We start from the raw sequence: 15,361 nt of genomic DNA, 5'->3' as shown, positions 1-15,361 counted from the left end.
TGCGGGCATCAGAGCACCCCCGCGAGCGACTTCTCGGCGTCCTTGACGCCAAGTTTCCCCGACATGAGTTGTGGGAGCAGAATGTCACGCGTCGCGCTCAGTGTCTCGTTCTCCCTACGGGCGGAAGCTGGCAGGGAGAGTACCGTCTCGAATTCAATTGCAAACTTCAGAGCACTTGGAACCCCGGGCACAGCAACTTGCTTCACCATCAAATCCTGCCAGTGCCTTTTGTACTCTTGATGCTCCTGGACACCACGGATGGCACAATACAAAACCGAAGAGGGGATGTCGCGACCAACAAAAGGGATCGTGTTGGAACCCAGCCCGAAATCCTCCGTCGCTAACCGCAGCGTGCAAGTGTGATCGCCAAAGTAGATGACTGGTTGATTTGCTGAAGCCTGCAGAGAGGCGGTCCCGTGGGCATACCCAAGAAAGCCAGACTCGCTTTGGTCGAAGATTGGAAAATCACCCGTCAAACCGAGCTGATCCTTCTTGAAATCATTCCTATATGCCAGCCTGCGAGACATCTCAGAAACTAACATCGTCCGCGTGCCGCCCAAGCCGATGATGCCCGCATAGGACGCGAACATGAGTTCGGTCGCACTACCAGCCATTGCGGCGTTGGCGGCGATCTTGTCGTCGAGGGCGCCGAGCACATCGGCGATTGCAGTTTGCTCCGCTAACGTCGGGAATTTAATGACCAGTTTCCCTAAGTCGGCCTTCGTTAGCGCCTTGCGCGTTCCTCCGGTACTGGACGCGATAAGAGATTCCTTGAACACGGGGTTGACAAGGAATCTTTGAAGGAATCGTGGATCGAGCTCAGACGTTGTCCGTATTATCGCGACATGCTGATTGACTCTTGCCGGCAGCAGCCGTTCGTCAACGACCGCACAACGAGCGATCGAATCACCCGTGATGTTGATTAGCACATCGCCACGTTCGACGGTCACTCCCCTGAGTGAATCCGCTGCCTCGTCTGTAATACAAGCAATGTCCTGTGTCTTCATGGCATTATCAAGAACGTTCTGCGAACGAATCAGCTTCACGCCTGTCAACCGGTAAACATTTGACCCGCCTCGCGGCGTCGCCCCCGATCCAATTTTGGTTGTGAGGCGATCGAGTGAATCGGAATTCCACTCAGACATCGACTCGCGCCAACTGCTCACGCACGACCGCCGCGAGCCGCTCGGACTCATCGAACTGGGCGAAGAGTTCGGCTCTCAGCCGGGCGATCTTTTCCTCGATAGGCTCGGCATCTGCTTCGGCCTCGGCGGCGCCGACGTAGCGCCCGGGTGTCAACGCGTAGTCCGCGGCTTTGATCTCGGCGAGCGACGCGGAGTAGGCGAAGCCGGGCTCGTCAACGTAGGCCGGCGGGGTCTCGGTCTCGACAGGCTCGACAAGCGGGAGTTGGGTGTTTGGTGACGCAGGCGAGGCCGTGCCCCGCCAAGCGTGGTACGTGCTGGCGATCTTGGCGATGTCCTCGTCCGTGAGGGCGCGCTCGGCGCGGTCGACCATGGTGCCGAGGTTTCGGGCGTCGATGAAGAGCACCTGGCCGGTGCGGTCGATGCTGCCCTTCTCTCCGGCCGTCTTGTCTTTGGCGAAGAACCACGTGCATACCGGGATACCGGTACTGCGGAACAGCTGCGTGGGCAGGGCTACCATGCAGGTGACGAGGTCAGCCTCCACGAGCTGGGCGCGAATGTCGCCCTCCCCGCCGGAATTCGACGACATGGAGCCGTTGGCCATCACCACGCCGGCGGTGCCGCCGGGGGCGAGCTTGGAGATAATGTGTTGAATCCAGGCGTAGTTGGCGTTACCGGCAGGCGGCACGCCGTATCGCCAGCGCGGGTCCTGCTCATTGCGCGCCCAGTCCTTGATGTTGAAGGGCGGGTTGGCGAGAATGTAGTCGGCCTGCATGTCGGGGTGCTGGTCCCGGGCGAAGGTGTCGCCCCAGCGGCTGGCGAGGTTGCCGTTGAGTCCATGGATGGCGAGGTTCATCTTGGCCATGCGCCACGTGCGCTCGTTGAGTTCCTGCCCGAACACGGAGAGCTCTGAGCCCTCTTTGTGGTTGTGCTCGAGGAACTTCTCGGCCTGCACGAACATACCGCCGGAACCGCAGCACGGGTCGTAGACGCGTCCGCGGGTGGGCTCGAGCATCTCCACCAGCACGCGCACCACGCCGGCGGGCGTGTAGAACTCGCCGCCGCGCTTACCTTCGGCCTTGGCGAACTTCTCCAGGAAGTACTCGTACACCTCGCCGAGCAGGTCCCGGGCTTTGGTGGACCCCTCGCCGGTGAACCGGGCAGAGTTGAACAGGTCGAGCAATTCGCCGAGACGCCGCTGGTCGACGCCGTCTCGATTGTAAATGCGGGGCAGGGTGGCCGCGAGGGTGGGGTTGGCGGTCATGATGAGATCCATGGCCTCGTCGATGAGCTGGCCCACCTGCTTGGCCGGCTCCCCCGCAATTGCTTGCAGGCCCTTGGCGTTCTCGGCGATGTAGGTCCAGCGGGCGCGTTCCGGTACCCAGAACACGCGTCGTCCGGTGTACTCGTCCACGTCGTCGATAAGGAGCTCGATCTGGTCGGCTTCATAGCCGCCGGTGCCGAGCTCGGTGCGGATCTGCTCGCGACGCTCGTCGAAGGCATCCGACACGTACTTGAGAAACACCAGGCCGAGGATCACGTCTTTGTACTGCGAGGCATCCATGGAGCCGCGCAGCTTGTCGGCGGCCTTCCACAGGGTGTCTTTGAGCTCTTTCATCGTCGTCGGCAGTGCGTCCACTTTGACCTTCGGTGCCATTACGGTGTTCCTTCTTCTGGAGCGGGTATTTCGGAAGCGAGCGTGAGGGTGCCGGCAGTGACGCCGGCCATAAGCAGGGCGCTGAGTTCATCGAGATGGCCCAGGCGGTCGCGCGCACGCTTCTGCTCTAACCGTATCGAGGTGAGAGCCTGCGCGAGCGCGTTCTCTTGTGACTTGCGTACCTGGCGCACCGGCCAAGCCCGCCAGCGGCGATGCCCGGGCGGAAGTGCGTCGATGTCGGCGGCAAGCACCTCGCCGAGCAATCCGTTCGTATTGCCGGGGTCGATGCGCAGGATTCGGGCCGGAAACACGACCACGGCGGTGCCGTCGGTGTCCACTAGTGCGGCCGGTTTCGGAGACGTACAGAACACCAGATCGCCTGGTTCCGTCACGCGCCCGGAAGGGTAAGCCGCCGCGAACCGGAGACGGTCGATACGGCGACTACCGAGCACGGTTTGTCCCGCGATTTCGGCGGGGCCGATCAAACGGATGCCCGCGGCATCCGCTGCCCCCGAAATCACGTCGCCGGCGGCTATGCGGTTTCCCGAAAAGTATCGCAGGTGTCCGGCGCTGAGAAGTTCACCCACTGTCGACGAGTCCGCAGGGTCGCCGGCGGCTGGCTGCACGGGCACGTTGACGGCGGCGATCGTGTCGTCGTTGAGCAGAACAATGAGCCGGTCGACGGCCACGGCGCGTGCCGCGGCGGGCCAGGCCGCTGCCGACGTAGCGGTGAGCGCTCCAGCCACGAGCGACTGTCGGCTGGCGAGCAGGCTTCGGGTGAGCACGAGGCGGGCGAAGCGGAAGGCGTGGGCGCGCACGGTCTTGCGGTCGCCGAGTGACGCAGCCAGATCCCCCACGAGGTCGTCGATGACCGCGCCATCGAGCGGCGTCGCCGTGAGGTCGGCCACCATCGTCCAGCGGTCAGCGAGGGAAACATGGGCGTGGGCGGCGCCAAGCACCCAGAGCGCTTGCAGCTGTTGGGGCTTGCGGGTGAGCAGGCCGGCGGGCAGGCGCACAATGGCACGCACCCGCCCCGACCGCAGAAGGGAGGAGCGCAGTTCCTCGGCCTCGCGGCTGAGGCCCGCGTCGCTGAGCACTGGGCTTGGGGCAATCACCACAGCGAGCTGGTCGTTGGTCATCTGCAGCACAATCTGCTCGATGGACGAAAGCATCTTGACCGCGCTCATGGCCGGGTCATTCGCCGACGGGTATTGGGCCACATGCACGGCCGCACCCGACACCGTGAAAGCACCGGAGGGGAGCACGTCGAGCCCACGGCGCGAGATGCCATGCACAAGTAGGCGGCGGCGCTGTAGCCGGGCGGCTGGCCGGGCATCGTTCGCGGTGGTGACGGAGAGCTCGCCGCCCTGTGCGGCATGGATGGCCAGGAGGAGGTCGCTTGCGCTTCCGGTCGGATCCGCGAGCACAGACTCGGCGGCCTGGGTGAGGCGGAGTGCGGTGACCGTTTCGGCCACCAGTTCGAGCGCGGGCCCGCTGAGCATGAGGTCGCCTTCGTCGGCGAGGTCGCGCTTGGTGCGGTCGGCAAGTATCCGTTCGAATGCCGGCCCCACACCGAACGCGGCTTCCACAAGGGCGTCAACGTAGCCGGCAACGGCCGGCAGGCTCGCACCGATGGCTTCGATCTCGCGAAAGAACATCTCGTCGTCGGGGTCGTGCTCGTCGGCTGCGTCGAGCAGACCCGCGACGCTGAGGCCGCCCAGGGCTTGGTCGCTGGCGGCGCGTAGGGCGAGCAGAGCCGTGACGCTGCGAAAGGCGCTCTCGTCTGAACCGCCGGTGGCGGCGAGAACCGCGTAGGCGGCGGCGTCCGCGGCAGCCTGGGGATTGTTACCGCGACCGGTGTCGCGGAGCCAGCTGCCCACTCGGTGTGCGTCGAAGAGGTCGACCCCACGCTGGCGAAGGATGGGTGTCGGAAAGGGTGAGTCGGTGAGTGCAGCGCGGGTGCGCCACATGGAGACGACCGGGCGCTGCACATGGGCGAGGGCGGCGATGTCGGACATGGTCATCAGCAGGCCGGGCTCGGTAATGGTCATGCGCATTCCCTTCTCGTGTATGAGTACAGACTATGGCTCCCAGGCATAGTCTCTCACTAGTTTGTGATAACCCTCCTTATCAACGTTGGACATGTACCTGAACGGCCCGGAGCCCTACCTTGACGTTGTGCCCGGTTGCTGAATGCGCCGGCCACATGTAGGTGGGGATCGGCCGTTGCGTTGGGGGGAATGGCCGCGCCCCACCTGCCCTCAGCACACGACAGGGAGATCAGGACATGACCGACGAAACCACCGCCACCGACCAGCCGGCGCCCGCTGCGCAGACACCCTCGTTTAGCAAGCGAGACCTCACCATTGGTGGCGTGTTCGGCGGGCTGGGCATCGTCGTCGGCATCCTCGGTTCGCTGCTCGTGGCATCCGTCGCCGGCGGCATCGACTCGCTTATTCCGTCCTCGGCCATGACCGATGCCACCCAGGCGTGCGAGGTGGAGACAGACCCGTTCATCGAACTCGGTGACGAAGGTCAGAGCCTGTCGATGCAGACCGATGGGGAGGAATCTCCCGGTGCCGATGTAGCCGATGTCGTTTGCGTTCTCGGCGAACTCGAGATCCCCGACAGCGTGCTGACCCGCATCAGCAGCACCCGGGCACTCGACGGACGCCAGACCGCCACGTGGAGCGACTACTCGGCTTCCTGGGGCTACCACCCTGACAACGGTCTCGACATCGTGATCGAACTTTCCGCACCATAAGGCCCCTTTCCTCTCATTTGAACCACAACAGAACAGGACACACCATGACCAACATCAATCAGCGCCCGATTCCGACCGGAGTTCCCGTCGAACAGCAGGAACAGTTCCTCGCCGCATACCCGGTGGGTCCCGACGGGGACATGGACGCGAATCTGCCCGTCTCCGACAAATCATTCGTGGCCACGTGGCTCTTCGCCTGGCTGCTCGGTTTCTTCGCCGTCGACCGTTTCTACCTGGGCAAGACCGGCACCGGATTGCTCAAACTGTTCACATTCGCCGGCCTCGGCAGCTGGTGGCTCGTCGACATCGTTCTCACCCTCGGCGGTGTGCAGCATGACAAGCAGGGCCGCAAGCTCGCCGGCTACCGACAGCACAAGAAGGTGGCCATCATCGTCACGCTCGCGGTCACCGCACTGAGCCTGCTAATTGGCGGAATCTCAAGCGGCGCCAACTCACCCGACACCACGTCGGCCGTCGCCCCGGCAGCGGATGCGCCCGCTGGGTCGGCGGAGGATATCGCGGTTGCCGAAGACGCCCCCGTAGTCGAAGAGACTCCTGTTCAGACGGACACGGTTCAGTCCTGGGCCGATGACGCCTTCGGCACCTTCGCCCCCGTCACGCAGACCGGGGCCGGCGACAACCTCGTCACCCTCCCTGCCGGCGCAACCGCAGGCATCGTCACCGCGACGCACGACGGCTCCAGCAACTTCGCCATTTCCGTGCTCGATGCGGCCAACGCCTCCACCGGTCAGCTGCTCGTGAACACCATCGGCGCCTATACCGGCACCACCGAATACGGTTTCAACTCAATGGGCGACGACGCGACCCTGCAGATCACGGCCGACGGAAACTGGAGCCTGACTATCACGCCCATCTCCACCGCACCCGTGCTCGCAGCATCCGGTGTCGGCGACGGCGTGTTTCTGTACGAGGGCAGCGCCGGAAAGCTCTCGGCCACCCACGACGGCTCAAGCAATTTCGCGATCATCGAGGAGACAGACGAAGCCTTCAGCATGGGACTGCTCGTGAACGAGATCGGCACCTACTCGGGAACCGTTCCGCTCAGCTCGGGCCCGTCAGCCATCGTGGTGAGCGCCGACGGCAACTGGACAATGGTCGCCGAGTAGGTGACCCGGCAGACAAGCGACGAAGAGACTGATGATGTCGAATCCACCGCCCGCTGCGCGAAAGCCGCTGGGCTCACGTGTTCTGATGGGACTGCGTTCAGGTTTGACCGCCCGAGTGCCCGTGTCCGCGTTGCTCCTCACCGGGGTCGCCGCAATCGTTCTCACGGCGATCCTCGCGGGAGCCCTCGGCACCGCGACGGATCGAGCCGACGTTCTGGCCGAGGATCTGGCCATCAAATCAAGCAACTATGACTCGATGAAATCCGCATGGCAGGAACTCGGCAGCGAAGTTAGCACCCTGCGATCCACGGTGAAGACCTCGGACAAGCGCGAGGCTGACTTGGCCGCGGCGGAAACCGCGCAATCCACGCGGGCGACGGAACTCGATGCCCGTGAGGCGGCCGTCAAAGGCGCCGAAGACGTCGCCGCTGCCAACACGTTCGCCGGCGAGGGCACGTTTCGAGTCGGCGCAGATGTTCAGCCAGGCACATACACCTCTGATGGCGGATCGAACTGCTACTGGGCACGCCTGAACGCCACGGGCGATGACATCATCGACAACGACCTGAGCTCAGGCCCGGCCGTGGTCACCGTGCAGGCCTCTGACGGCTTGATCAAGACCTCACGCTGCGCACCCCTCACGAAGACAGGTTAGGCAAGTAGGTCCTGACAACACTGCCCGGCCAAGACGTGGCGGCGCTCCCAAGGGCGCCGCCACGTCGACGTCATGCCGGGATGACGGCAACGCGGCCTGTCAGCAGGCGATGGCGACAACGCCCCAGATGGCTGCCGGAAGGGCGAGCCTATCGACGCGGCGAGGGCCGAGCGCTGCGGGCATCTACCCAGCGAACTCAAAGTCTAGGGTGATTGCGGGATCGACGCTTGCGATGATTCCGGAGTAAAACACCTTGGTCTGCTCTTTAAGCGCTGCTGTGTTTTGCGTAATGTAGGCCTGCTTATTCTCGTCGCTGAGTATGTTGTTGACCATACGAGTTTGAATGGCTGGCGGTGTCACCCAGCTAAGCGCGTTGTTGTCTTCGAGGGGATCCTCGAACACAGGATCGTCAAAGCCGATGCCGACAAATTGAGGGATAGTAACCAGAAACGCGTCTGGGCCTGTGGCTTCGATCTTCACCTGTGACCCATCGATGCCTAGTTTTGCGTCGAACTTGTACTGGATCAGCGTCGTTTTCTCGCTCGCTGGCACCGCCACGCCGAGGATCTCTCCAGTGCGTTCATCCCTCGCGACGCCCTCGATATGGAGGCTAAGCAAAGCGACCTCTTGCACACGCGTGACGGACTGAACCACCTGCGAATCGCGTTCGCTCGAGCTGCTGGTGAACAACGAACTGAGAGCGAGAGCGTTGAGTCCACCGAATGCGAAAGCTGCACCCATTCCCGCGACAACCAGCACAGTGATCAGCAGAAGCGGCCAGAGCAAGACCCGTGCTTTGAAAAAAATCATGACGATTCAGTCCCAGTTTCGTTCGACGTCGAAGCGCCCGCGGAATTCCGCGGTGTAGAACCACCGCATTAGAACGCCGCGTCTAGCCCCACTCGAACCATACATGTAAGCAGGAAATGGCCGATCAAGGCGCGCCCCAACGAACCCTGGGCATTCTGCTGCGAGCCCATGCGTACGGAGGAATGACTGTCCATTTCACTTGCGGGTCACGTTCTTGATATCCGCTGACCGTTCCGACTGAAACCCCCTACTTGGGCGGTGCCAGCTTCTGCATGACTGCGGCAGGGCCGGGCTTCACCGTGCGGTCCGGCTCGGCGTAATGAGCCTTCGTCGTCGACGTGGACGTGTGCCCAAGCACGTCGGCCGCAGCCTGCATACCGAGCTCGTTGGCGAGCAGCGTTGCCCCCGTGCGGCGGAAGGAATGCGGTGAGATGTTCAGCCCCTCGAGACCGGCGGCTCGGAGTATCCCGCGGAACGTTCGCCTCACGTTATACGGCGTCAACGGCGTGCCCGTCCGCGAGAAGAACAACAAGTGATCGGAGTCCGCCGGATCGATCAGTTTCAGGCGCTCACGAATGACATCGGCCGCAAACTCCGGCACACCGATGACCCGGTTCGACTCGTGGGTCTTCGGATGCTCCTGCCGGAGAACCCCGGCGCCCCTATTGACGACGATCGTGCCGCAGACGGTCACCCTCGGCGGATCGGCATCCATATCGATATCGCATTGCCGAAGCGCGAGCACCTCGCCGATACGCGTCGCCGTGCCGAGCATCACCTCGATAATGTCCCGCACCTGCCCGTCCGATCGGGGGCCCATCCTGCCCTCCTCTGTGCGCCACTCACGGGCCGCCAGGCGGATGGCGCCTAACTGCTCGGGCGTGAGCGCCTTCGGGGTATGAGGAGGCTTCTTCATTCGCGACGTCTCCGTCACGGGATTGCGCGGAATGATCTCCCGTCGCACCGCGAAAGCCATGATCATGCCGAGGATATTTCGGGAATGCTTTGCCCGCGTGTACGACTTAGCACGCTGCATCCGAAGAAAAAGTTCGATACGACCGACCGTCACCTCGCGAATGGTGAAGTTCTCAAAATGTGGTAACACGAGCCGGCGCAGCTCACTCTCGTAGACGTCCTTTGTCCCTTGGGCACGGTCCACGTCCAGAAGCACATCCTCCATCCATGCTTCGGCGAGCAGCCGGAACGGAGAGCCCGCATTCAGCGAGTCGCCGACACCACCGGCGCGCACACGAGATGCCAGCTCCTCCTTCAGCGCTGCCACCGCCGCGTTACGGCTCGGACGCGTCGCGCCCACTTGCCGAACCTGCCCATCAGAGTCCCGGAAGACCGTCGTCGCCCGAAAGCGTTCTGGGCCAACCTTGGTCGTCGTGATGGAGCCGAAGGTGCTGATCGGCAGTCGCGGTCGCCCAGCCATCAGCGACCACCCCCGCGTTCACGCACAGACGGTGCTGGCTCGTGGAGACCCTCGAGCCAGCCGAGAACGTCGGAGACGCGGTAGCGAATCTCCCGGCCAACTCGGAAGCCAGACGGGCCACGCCCGTCGTTTCGCAAGTCGTAGATGGCCTGCACGTTCACGCCGAGATACTCGGCGAGTTCGCTTGTCGTTAATACCGGCTCAAGACCGAGCCCCATGAGTTGTTGAGTGTCCATAACCCATAGGTGTTCAAGGCCATTCCAGACCACTCGAACCGGGTCGGATCCCGACGAACTCGATCATGGACAGGGCCCGAAAGGGCCGGTTATTTTGCAATAAACAATGTATAAACAATGGATATATCAAGTCTTGCCACTAAAGCGAAAACAAGAAATCCTGATCAAACCACATTTTCAGTAGGGCGACTGGGACTTGAACCCAGGACCGACGGGTTATGAGCCCGGTGCTCTAACCAGCTGAGCTACCGCCCCGAAACCTTCCAATACCGTCAGAGTTTATTCTGACGAGTGAGCGGAGGCACCGTTAGTGACCGTATCGGTCACCGGCTCCCCACGATACAGGCATTCGAATGTGTTCAGCGTGCGGCGGATGTCGTGAGCAACGATCAACTTGAGCGACTCACGCTTGAGCTCCTCGAGTGAATCTGGCGACAGTTCAAGAACGCGAGTGATCTTGTCGGCCAAGTCCTGGGCGTTTCCGGGCTTGAACAGGAAGCCGTTCTGCTCATCGTGCACGAGGTGCGGCAGGGCCATCGCATCGGCGGCGACGACGGGAAGGCCGGACGCCATCGCCTCCATCGTGGCGATGCTCTGCAGCTCGGCGATCGACGGCATGGCAAAGAGCGTGGCGCGGGAGTACGCCGAGCGCAGCTCCTCATCTGTCACATAGCCGGTGAAGGTGATCCGGGACCTGAGACCGAGGGTTTCCGACAGGTGCTCGAGATTGCGCCGCTGGTCACCGCCTCCCACGATTTCAATCTGAGCGTTCAAGTCGGGCTTGAGAAGCGCGGCAGCCTGCAGCAGCACATCGATCTGCTTCTCCCCCGTCACCCGCCCCACAAAGAGAATGCGATTCTCCGCGCGCGGTTCGAAGTTCGGCGAGTAGTTTTCGGCGTCGATTCCACACGAAATCGCGTGCACCCCGGTCAGCCCGGTGTATTTCTCGAGGAACTGCGCCGCGCGGCGCGTCGGTGTCGTCACAGCCTCTGCGCGCCCGAAGGTGCGTCGTGCGGCCCGCCATGCGGCCTTGATCACCCGGTCCTGAAACCCCACCGGAACGAGGGAGAACTTAACCATGTTTTCGGGCATGAAATGGTTCGTGCCGATGATGCGCATTCCGCGCTTCTCGGCCTCGATCGTAACCCCACGCCCCACATTGATATGGGACTGAAAATGAACGACATCGGGCCGGAATGTGTCGAGAATACGGCGGCTGTCGCGCCGAACAAGCCACGGCAGGGCGAAACGCAGCCAGTCGTGCGGGTACCAACGCCAGCTGTGCAGGCGATGCACCGTCATGGGCTGGCCTTCATGCATCTCAGTCCACGTGCCGTACTTGCGCGAGGCCGACGGCGCCATGACCTGCACTTCGTGCCCACGGGACACGAGGCCGGCCGCGAGTCGCTCGGCGAATTTGGCCGCGCCGTTCACGTCGGGAGCGAATGTGTCCGCAGCGATCAGGACGCGAATCGGCACCTTTGCCTGTGGTGCAACTTCCGGTGCGGTTGTGCCCTGCACGTCGGTCGAATCTGACAAGAGGCGAGGTCCCTACGTAGGTGTGCCGGGGATCTTCGTCCGGCGAGAAAACTGATATCTGTCGGGTGGAGATGATGTGTCTTAGCGATTCAGTCTAAACCGCACAGTCAACTCCCGGGCCCGGCAGACGGGCGCGCCGGGTTTTCAACCGACTACTGCTCGAATTGCGGATGATAGCGCGCGAGCAGGAAGACACCCCAGATGGCGATGATTCCCGCAACGATAAAGGCGAATGCCGCCAACGGCGGGGCCTGCGAAGCCTCACCCAAGACCACGATGCCGATGCCGACAGCAACGAGCGGGTCAACGACGGTCAGCCCAGCTATGACCAGATCTGGGGGTCCACTCGCATAGGCGTTCTGCACGAAGTACGCGCCGAGCGCCGCCGCCAGGAGCAGCCCCAGCACGCACAGCACGGTGAGCCACTCAAAATTCGAAAAGCGAACACGGTTGATGACGACCTTGGCCAGCGTGGCCACGAAGCCGTACAGCACCCCCGCACCGATGATGTAATAGACCGCCCGAAAGCGATTGCGGAAGAGCGCAAACGTCACGCCGAACACTGCCAACACGATGCCGAGCACGATCAGGATGGTGATGAGGTTTGCGTCGGTCACGGGCTTGTCCACCGCAGTGAACGCGGCCACGGTCACGAACAGGCCAACGCCGCCCACACACATGGTGATCGCGATGATGGACACCCGGTTCAGTCGCACTTGGCTCACTCGAGCGTTGAGAATGGCCGTCATCACGAGCGCTACCGCGCCGAGTGGCTGAACAACGAGAAGGGGAGCGAAGGCCAGGCTGGTGAGCTGGAAGGCAATCGCGAGCCCGAGCATGAGCGTGCCCAGAACCCACGAGGGCCGAGCCAGCAGCAGCATGAGCTGCCTCGTGTTGAGGCCCCCTGTCGCCTGCACCGTCAACGCCTCGACCTTGGTGACCCCGCGGTGCTGGAACTGAGCGCCGAGGGACAGGAAGATCGCGCCGATGAGGGCCAGCGGAATACCGATGGCCTGCCGCGGGTCAATCGTGATCTCCGCTGCCAGATCTGTCAGGTCCGTGGTCACCAGATGACTGTACCGAGATCCATGCGGATATTCTTGAGGAATGGCCGTACGCGCAATAGTAATTTCAGGTGACCCCGTTCTGCACTCCCCCGCCGCTCTCGTCGAGAACTTCGACGACGAGCTGCGCACCCTCGTGCGGGACATGTTCGAGACGATGGACGCCGCGCCGGGCGTTGGCCTCGCCGCCACCCAAGTGGGTGTGGGCCTGCGCCTCTTCACCTACAGCTTTGAGGACGATGACGAGGTCGTGTGGCGCGGCGTCGCCATCAACCCGGAGCTCTGGATCACCCCCGTTCCGGCCGGACACGCCGACGAGGACGAACTGGACGAGGACGAGGGGTGCCTTTCCTTCCCCGGGGAGCGTTTTCCGCTGCGCCGGGCTGAATCCGCGATTCTTCACGCGCTCGATCTGGAGCAGAAGCCCTTCGAAATTCGCGCCGACGGCTGGTTGGCCCGCATCTTCCAGCATGAGTTCGACCACCTCGACGGCACGATCTACGTGGATCGGCTCGAGCACGTCTACGCCAAGATGGCGAAGAAGGTCACCCGCAAGCGAGGCTGGGGCGAACCGGGCCTGAGCTGGGTGCCGGGGGTCGACAACCTCGAAGGCTGAGCCGGCCCCGAATGCGCCGGCGCCGAATCACGTGAGGGCTCGGATGCCGGCGGCCACGACGGCCGCCGCGATCACGACAACGATAAACGGCACCTTCAACCAAAACAAGACGCCGGCAACCAGTACGGCCGGCACCCGGGCATCGAGTACGACGGCTTGGCCGCTGCCGAGAGTCTGCACGGCGATCAACGCCGCGAGCAGAGCGACGGTCAGCAGGTCAGCGATCCTTGCCGGCGCCGGCCGGCTGAGGAGCGTCGGCGGCACGAGGTAGCCGACGAACTTGATGGCCAGAACGGCGATGGACGCGGCGATCACGATGTGCCAGATGGTCATGGTGCCATCCGTCCGGTCGGAGCGACATCCGCTGCCCGTCCGAACCAGTTGAACAGTCCGACGAAGACAGCGACCAGGGCCGCCACGAGAACCGGCAAGCCGGGCACCAGCACCGGCGTCAGCGCCGCCGCGACGACCGCGGCGGCGACTGCCACAACGACGGGCTGGACGTGCTTGAGGCGCGGCCACAGCAGCCCCACGAAGGCGGCGGCCGCCGCCGCATCGAGACCGAACGTGCGCGTGTCGCCGATGGCGTCGCCGATCAGGGCACCCACGAGGGTCGTGATGTTCCACCCGATGAACACGGCCAGACCCGTCACCCAGAAGCCGACGCGCCGGCTGCTCGGCGTCGGCTGCGCGAGTCCGACCGCGGTTGATTCGTCAATGGTGACCCAGGCCGCTGCGACGCGCTTCCACAGCCCGGGTCCCACGATCGGCGAGGTGCGGATGCCGTAGATCGCGTTTCGCACGCCGAGGAGTGTGGCACCGGCAATCGCCGCCGGCCCGGCCGCAACTCCCCCGGCCGCGAGCACACCCACAAGGGCGAACTGAGAACCGCCCGAAAACATCACGAGGCTGATGAAGCAGGTCTGCGGGATAGTGAGGCCTGCGGCGACGGAAAGCGCCCCGAACGAGACGCCGTAGGCCGCCGTGGCCAGCCCTACCGCCAGTCCACTCCGAACCGCCAGGCGGCGGTTCTGCCGCTCGTCGCGTACCTCCTCGGACCCACCCACCGAGTTCATCGCTCCCGCTTTCGTCTGCCAAGAACCACAGAGAGCCTTAAACAAAAAAAGGCCACCCGGGGTGGAGCCCTGAGTGACCTTTCGCTCCCCGACTTGGACTCGAACCAAGAACCTGCGCATTAACAGTGCGCTGCTCTGCCAATTGAGCTATCGAGGAATACTTGTACTGGTTGTTGCCTTACCAACCGGCGCAGCTTTACTACTCTACCAAGACGGACGGGCTCCCAAAAGCCATCAGGGCGCCCGCGCCCCTCCAGTCGGTCATTTCGGGCCGAAAGACGCCTCACTTCGCCACCCGGCGGTCCTACAATCGTGTGCGCCCTCGGGCGTGTCGCTCGTTGGGGGGCGGTCAGAATTTCTAGGCTAAGTCCACGTCCCTCAACTCCTCCGGTCCGAGCACTTCTTCATCGCTGCTCAGGGCAGCGGCCAGCCCCGCAACGTAGGGATGCCACGGATCGTTGAACACCTCGTCGATGGTGCCGAGGGCAACAAGAACGCCCTGGTGCATGACTCCGATTCGATTGGCAACACGACGCAGCACCGCCAGGTCATGGCTGATCACGAGGGCTGAGAACGAGCGTTCGCGCTGCAACTCGCCGATCAGGTCGATCACGGCATCGCGCACCATCACGTCCACGCCCGCCGTCGGCTCGTCGGCAATGAGCAGGCTCGGCTCGAAGACGAGGGCGCGAGCGAGGGCCACACGCTGCCGTTGCCCGCTCGAGAGCTCGTACGGGTATGTGCCGAGCACGGCGAGGGGCAGCCGCACGGCGTCGACCATGGTCGCCACTCGTGTCGCGAGAGCATCGTGGTTGTAGCGACGGTCGCGTTCGAGAATCGGCTCCGCCACGATCTCGGCAACCGTCATGGTGGCCGGGAGCGTCTCTGCGGCGTCTTGGGCGAGCATGCCCACACCGAACGTGAGGCGGGCCAGCTTGCGCCGCGTAATGCGGCGAAGCGGAAACCCGAGCACGGTCGCCTCTCCCCCGGTGATCTGCGGGCGCAATCCGGTGCCACTCCCGAGTGCCGAGCCGCTCCCCAGAGCGGTGCCGGACAACACCCGTGCAACCGTGCTCTTGCCGGAGCCGCTCTCGCCGAGCAGCCCCAGCACCTCACCCGGCTCAATCCGCAGGGTCAGACCATGCACGGCCACGAAGGCCGGGCTGGCCCCATGCGGTGGATACTCGATGGTCAGGTCACTGGTCGTGATCGGGGAAACGGATGCCGCGCCAGGTTTCAT

15 protein-coding genes and 2 tRNA genes are annotated in these 15,361 nt (G+C 63.5%); 4 read left to right on the top strand and 13 right to left on the bottom strand.

Annotation, left to right across the window (positions count from 1 at the left end):
* Window positions 1–8: 8 nt before the first annotated feature.
* Genes BJ997_RS07425 through BJ997_RS07415 form a run of 3 tightly spaced genes read right to left on the bottom strand, consistent with a single transcriptional unit; the run spans window position 9 to window position 4,850 of the window.
* The gene (locus tag BJ997_RS07425; protein ID WP_160175823.1) at window positions 9–1,145 is read right to left on the bottom strand and encodes a restriction endonuclease subunit S; all 1,137 of its coding nucleotides are present in this window, start codon (window positions 1,143–1,145) and stop codon (window positions 9–11) included.
* Window positions 1,138–2,799, bottom strand: coding sequence for a class I SAM-dependent DNA methyltransferase (locus BJ997_RS07420; RefSeq protein ID WP_035834363.1), 1,662 nt, complete (start codon window positions 2,797–2,799; stop codon window positions 1,138–1,140). The genes BJ997_RS07425 and BJ997_RS07420 overlap by 8 nt, the downstream gene beginning before the upstream one ends.
* Entirely contained in the window at window positions 2,799–4,850 is a 2,052-nt protein-coding gene (locus BJ997_RS07415) for a hypothetical protein (RefSeq protein ID WP_035834364.1), read from the bottom strand. Before BJ997_RS07415 ends, BJ997_RS07420 begins: the two co-directional genes overlap by 1 nt.
* A 236-nt stretch (window positions 4,851–5,086) precedes the next feature.
* Between BJ997_RS07415 and BJ997_RS21190 the strand changes: the two genes are divergently transcribed.
* From BJ997_RS21190 to BJ997_RS07400, 3 genes are all read left to right on the top strand, one after another.
* A complete protein-coding gene (locus tag BJ997_RS21190; RefSeq protein WP_201771679.1) occupies window positions 5,087–5,563 on the top strand; it encodes a hypothetical protein in 477 nt (158 codons plus the stop codon).
* A gap of 44 nt (window positions 5,564–5,607) precedes the next feature.
* Complete coding sequence (locus BJ997_RS07405; RefSeq protein WP_236628680.1) at window positions 5,608–6,690, top strand: TM2 domain-containing protein; 1,083 nt, start codon at window positions 5,608–5,610, stop codon at window positions 6,688–6,690.
* Between the two features lie 85 nt (window positions 6,691–6,775).
* Window positions 6,776–7,345 carry a hypothetical protein gene (locus tag BJ997_RS07400; RefSeq protein WP_052541803.1) on the top strand — a complete coding sequence of 190 codons (570 nt, stop codon included), beginning with the start codon at window positions 6,776–6,778 and terminating at the stop codon, window positions 7,343–7,345.
* 183 nt (window positions 7,346–7,528) lie between these two features.
* On the opposite strand, the gene BJ997_RS07395 is transcribed toward BJ997_RS07400, so the two are convergent.
* The 6 genes from BJ997_RS07395 to BJ997_RS07370 form a co-directional block, all read right to left on the bottom strand.
* Window positions 7,529–8,155, bottom strand: a complete 627-nt coding sequence (locus BJ997_RS07395; protein ID WP_052541804.1) for a hypothetical protein — start codon at window positions 8,153–8,155, stop codon at window positions 7,529–7,531.
* Window positions 8,156–8,402: 247 nt separating this feature from the next.
* Entirely contained in the window at window positions 8,403–9,590 is a 1,188-nt protein-coding gene (locus BJ997_RS07390) for a tyrosine-type recombinase/integrase (RefSeq protein ID WP_035834366.1), read from the bottom strand.
* Window positions 9,590–9,826 carry a helix-turn-helix transcriptional regulator gene (locus tag BJ997_RS07385; RefSeq protein WP_052541805.1) on the bottom strand — a complete coding sequence of 79 codons (237 nt, stop codon included), beginning with the start codon at window positions 9,824–9,826 and terminating at the stop codon, window positions 9,590–9,592. Before BJ997_RS07385 ends, BJ997_RS07390 begins: the two co-directional genes overlap by 1 nt.
* 181 nt (window positions 9,827–10,007) lie before the next feature.
* Window positions 10,008–10,081, bottom strand: a tRNA-Ile gene (locus BJ997_RS07380).
* Window positions 10,082–10,105: 24 nt separating this feature from the next.
* Window positions 10,106–11,347, bottom strand: coding sequence for a glycosyltransferase (locus BJ997_RS07375; protein WP_338080939.1), 1,242 nt, complete (start codon window positions 11,345–11,347; stop codon window positions 10,106–10,108).
* Between the two features lie 170 nt (window positions 11,348–11,517).
* Entirely contained in the window at window positions 11,518–12,432 is a 915-nt protein-coding gene (locus BJ997_RS07370; RefSeq protein WP_035834367.1) for a DMT family transporter, read from the bottom strand.
* Between the two features lie 40 nt (window positions 12,433–12,472).
* Between BJ997_RS07370 and def the strand changes: the two genes are divergently transcribed.
* A complete protein-coding gene (def, locus tag BJ997_RS07365) occupies window positions 12,473–13,045 on the top strand; it encodes a peptide deformylase (protein WP_035834368.1) in 573 nt (190 codons plus the stop codon).
* Between the two features lie 27 nt (window positions 13,046–13,072).
* Here def and BJ997_RS07360 read toward each other — a convergent pair whose 3' ends face one another.
* The 4 genes from BJ997_RS07360 to BJ997_RS07345 form a co-directional block, all read right to left on the bottom strand.
* The gene (locus BJ997_RS07360; RefSeq protein ID WP_035834370.1) at window positions 13,073–13,378 is read right to left on the bottom strand and encodes an AzlD domain-containing protein; all 306 of its coding nucleotides are present in this window, start codon (window positions 13,376–13,378) and stop codon (window positions 13,073–13,075) included.
* Window positions 13,375–14,121, bottom strand: coding sequence for an AzlC family ABC transporter permease (locus BJ997_RS07355; protein WP_052541806.1), 747 nt, complete (start codon window positions 14,119–14,121; stop codon window positions 13,375–13,377). The genes BJ997_RS07360 and BJ997_RS07355 overlap by 4 nt, the downstream gene beginning before the upstream one ends.
* An 84-nt stretch (window positions 14,122–14,205) precedes the next feature.
* Window positions 14,206–14,278, bottom strand: a tRNA-Asn gene (locus BJ997_RS07350).
* A gap of 201 nt (window positions 14,279–14,479) precedes the next feature.
* The gene (locus BJ997_RS07345; RefSeq protein ID WP_052541807.1) at window positions 14,480–15,361 is read right to left on the bottom strand and encodes an ATP-binding cassette domain-containing protein; all 882 of its coding nucleotides are present in this window, start codon (window positions 15,359–15,361) and stop codon (window positions 14,480–14,482) included.

It is taken from the genome of Cryobacterium roopkundense, from assembly GCF_014200405.1.
Classification (GTDB): domain Bacteria; phylum Actinomycetota; class Actinomycetes; order Actinomycetales; family Microbacteriaceae; genus Cryobacterium; species Cryobacterium roopkundense.
Note: the sequence above shows the minus strand (reverse complement) of the source record. Positions and strands in the feature narration are given on the sequence as shown.

Excerpts from the sequence above, each read along its gene's own strand:
- BJ997_RS07385 (WP_052541805.1), bottom strand. The coding sequence starts at position 9,826 with ATGGACACTCAACAACTCATGGGGCTCGGTCTTGAGCCGGTATTAACG.
- BJ997_RS07415 (WP_035834364.1), bottom strand. The coding sequence starts at position 4,850 with ATGACCATTACCGAGCCCGGCCTGCTGATGACCATGTCCGACATCGCC.
- BJ997_RS07420 (WP_035834363.1), bottom strand. The coding sequence starts at position 2,799 with ATGGCACCGAAGGTCAAAGTGGACGCACTGCCGACGACGATGAAAGAG.
- BJ997_RS07355 (WP_052541806.1), bottom strand. The coding sequence starts at position 14,121 with ATGAACTCGGTGGGTGGGTCCGAGGAGGTACGCGACGAGCGGCAGAAC.
- BJ997_RS07345 (WP_052541807.1), bottom strand. The coding sequence starts at position 15,361 with ATGAAACCTGGCGCGGCATCCGTTTCCCCGATCACGACCAGTGACCTG.
- BJ997_RS07395 (WP_052541804.1), bottom strand. The coding sequence starts at position 8,155 with ATGATTTTTTTCAAAGCACGGGTCTTGCTCTGGCCGCTTCTGCTGATC.
- BJ997_RS21190 (WP_201771679.1), top strand. The coding sequence starts at position 5,087 with ATGACCGACGAAACCACCGCCACCGACCAGCCGGCGCCCGCTGCGCAG.
- BJ997_RS07360 (WP_035834370.1), bottom strand. The coding sequence starts at position 13,378 with ATGACCATCTGGCACATCGTGATCGCCGCGTCCATCGCCGTTCTGGCC.
- BJ997_RS07400 (WP_052541803.1), top strand. The coding sequence starts at position 6,776 with ATGGGACTGCGTTCAGGTTTGACCGCCCGAGTGCCCGTGTCCGCGTTG.
- BJ997_RS07405 (WP_236628680.1), top strand. The coding sequence starts at position 5,608 with ATGACCAACATCAATCAGCGCCCGATTCCGACCGGAGTTCCCGTCGAA.
- BJ997_RS07425 (WP_160175823.1), bottom strand. The coding sequence starts at position 1,145 with ATGTCTGAGTGGAATTCCGATTCACTCGATCGCCTCACAACCAAAATT.
- def (WP_035834368.1), top strand. The coding sequence starts at position 12,473 with ATGGCCGTACGCGCAATAGTAATTTCAGGTGACCCCGTTCTGCACTCC.
- BJ997_RS07390 (WP_035834366.1), bottom strand. The coding sequence starts at position 9,590 with ATGGCTGGGCGACCGCGACTGCCGATCAGCACCTTCGGCTCCATCACG.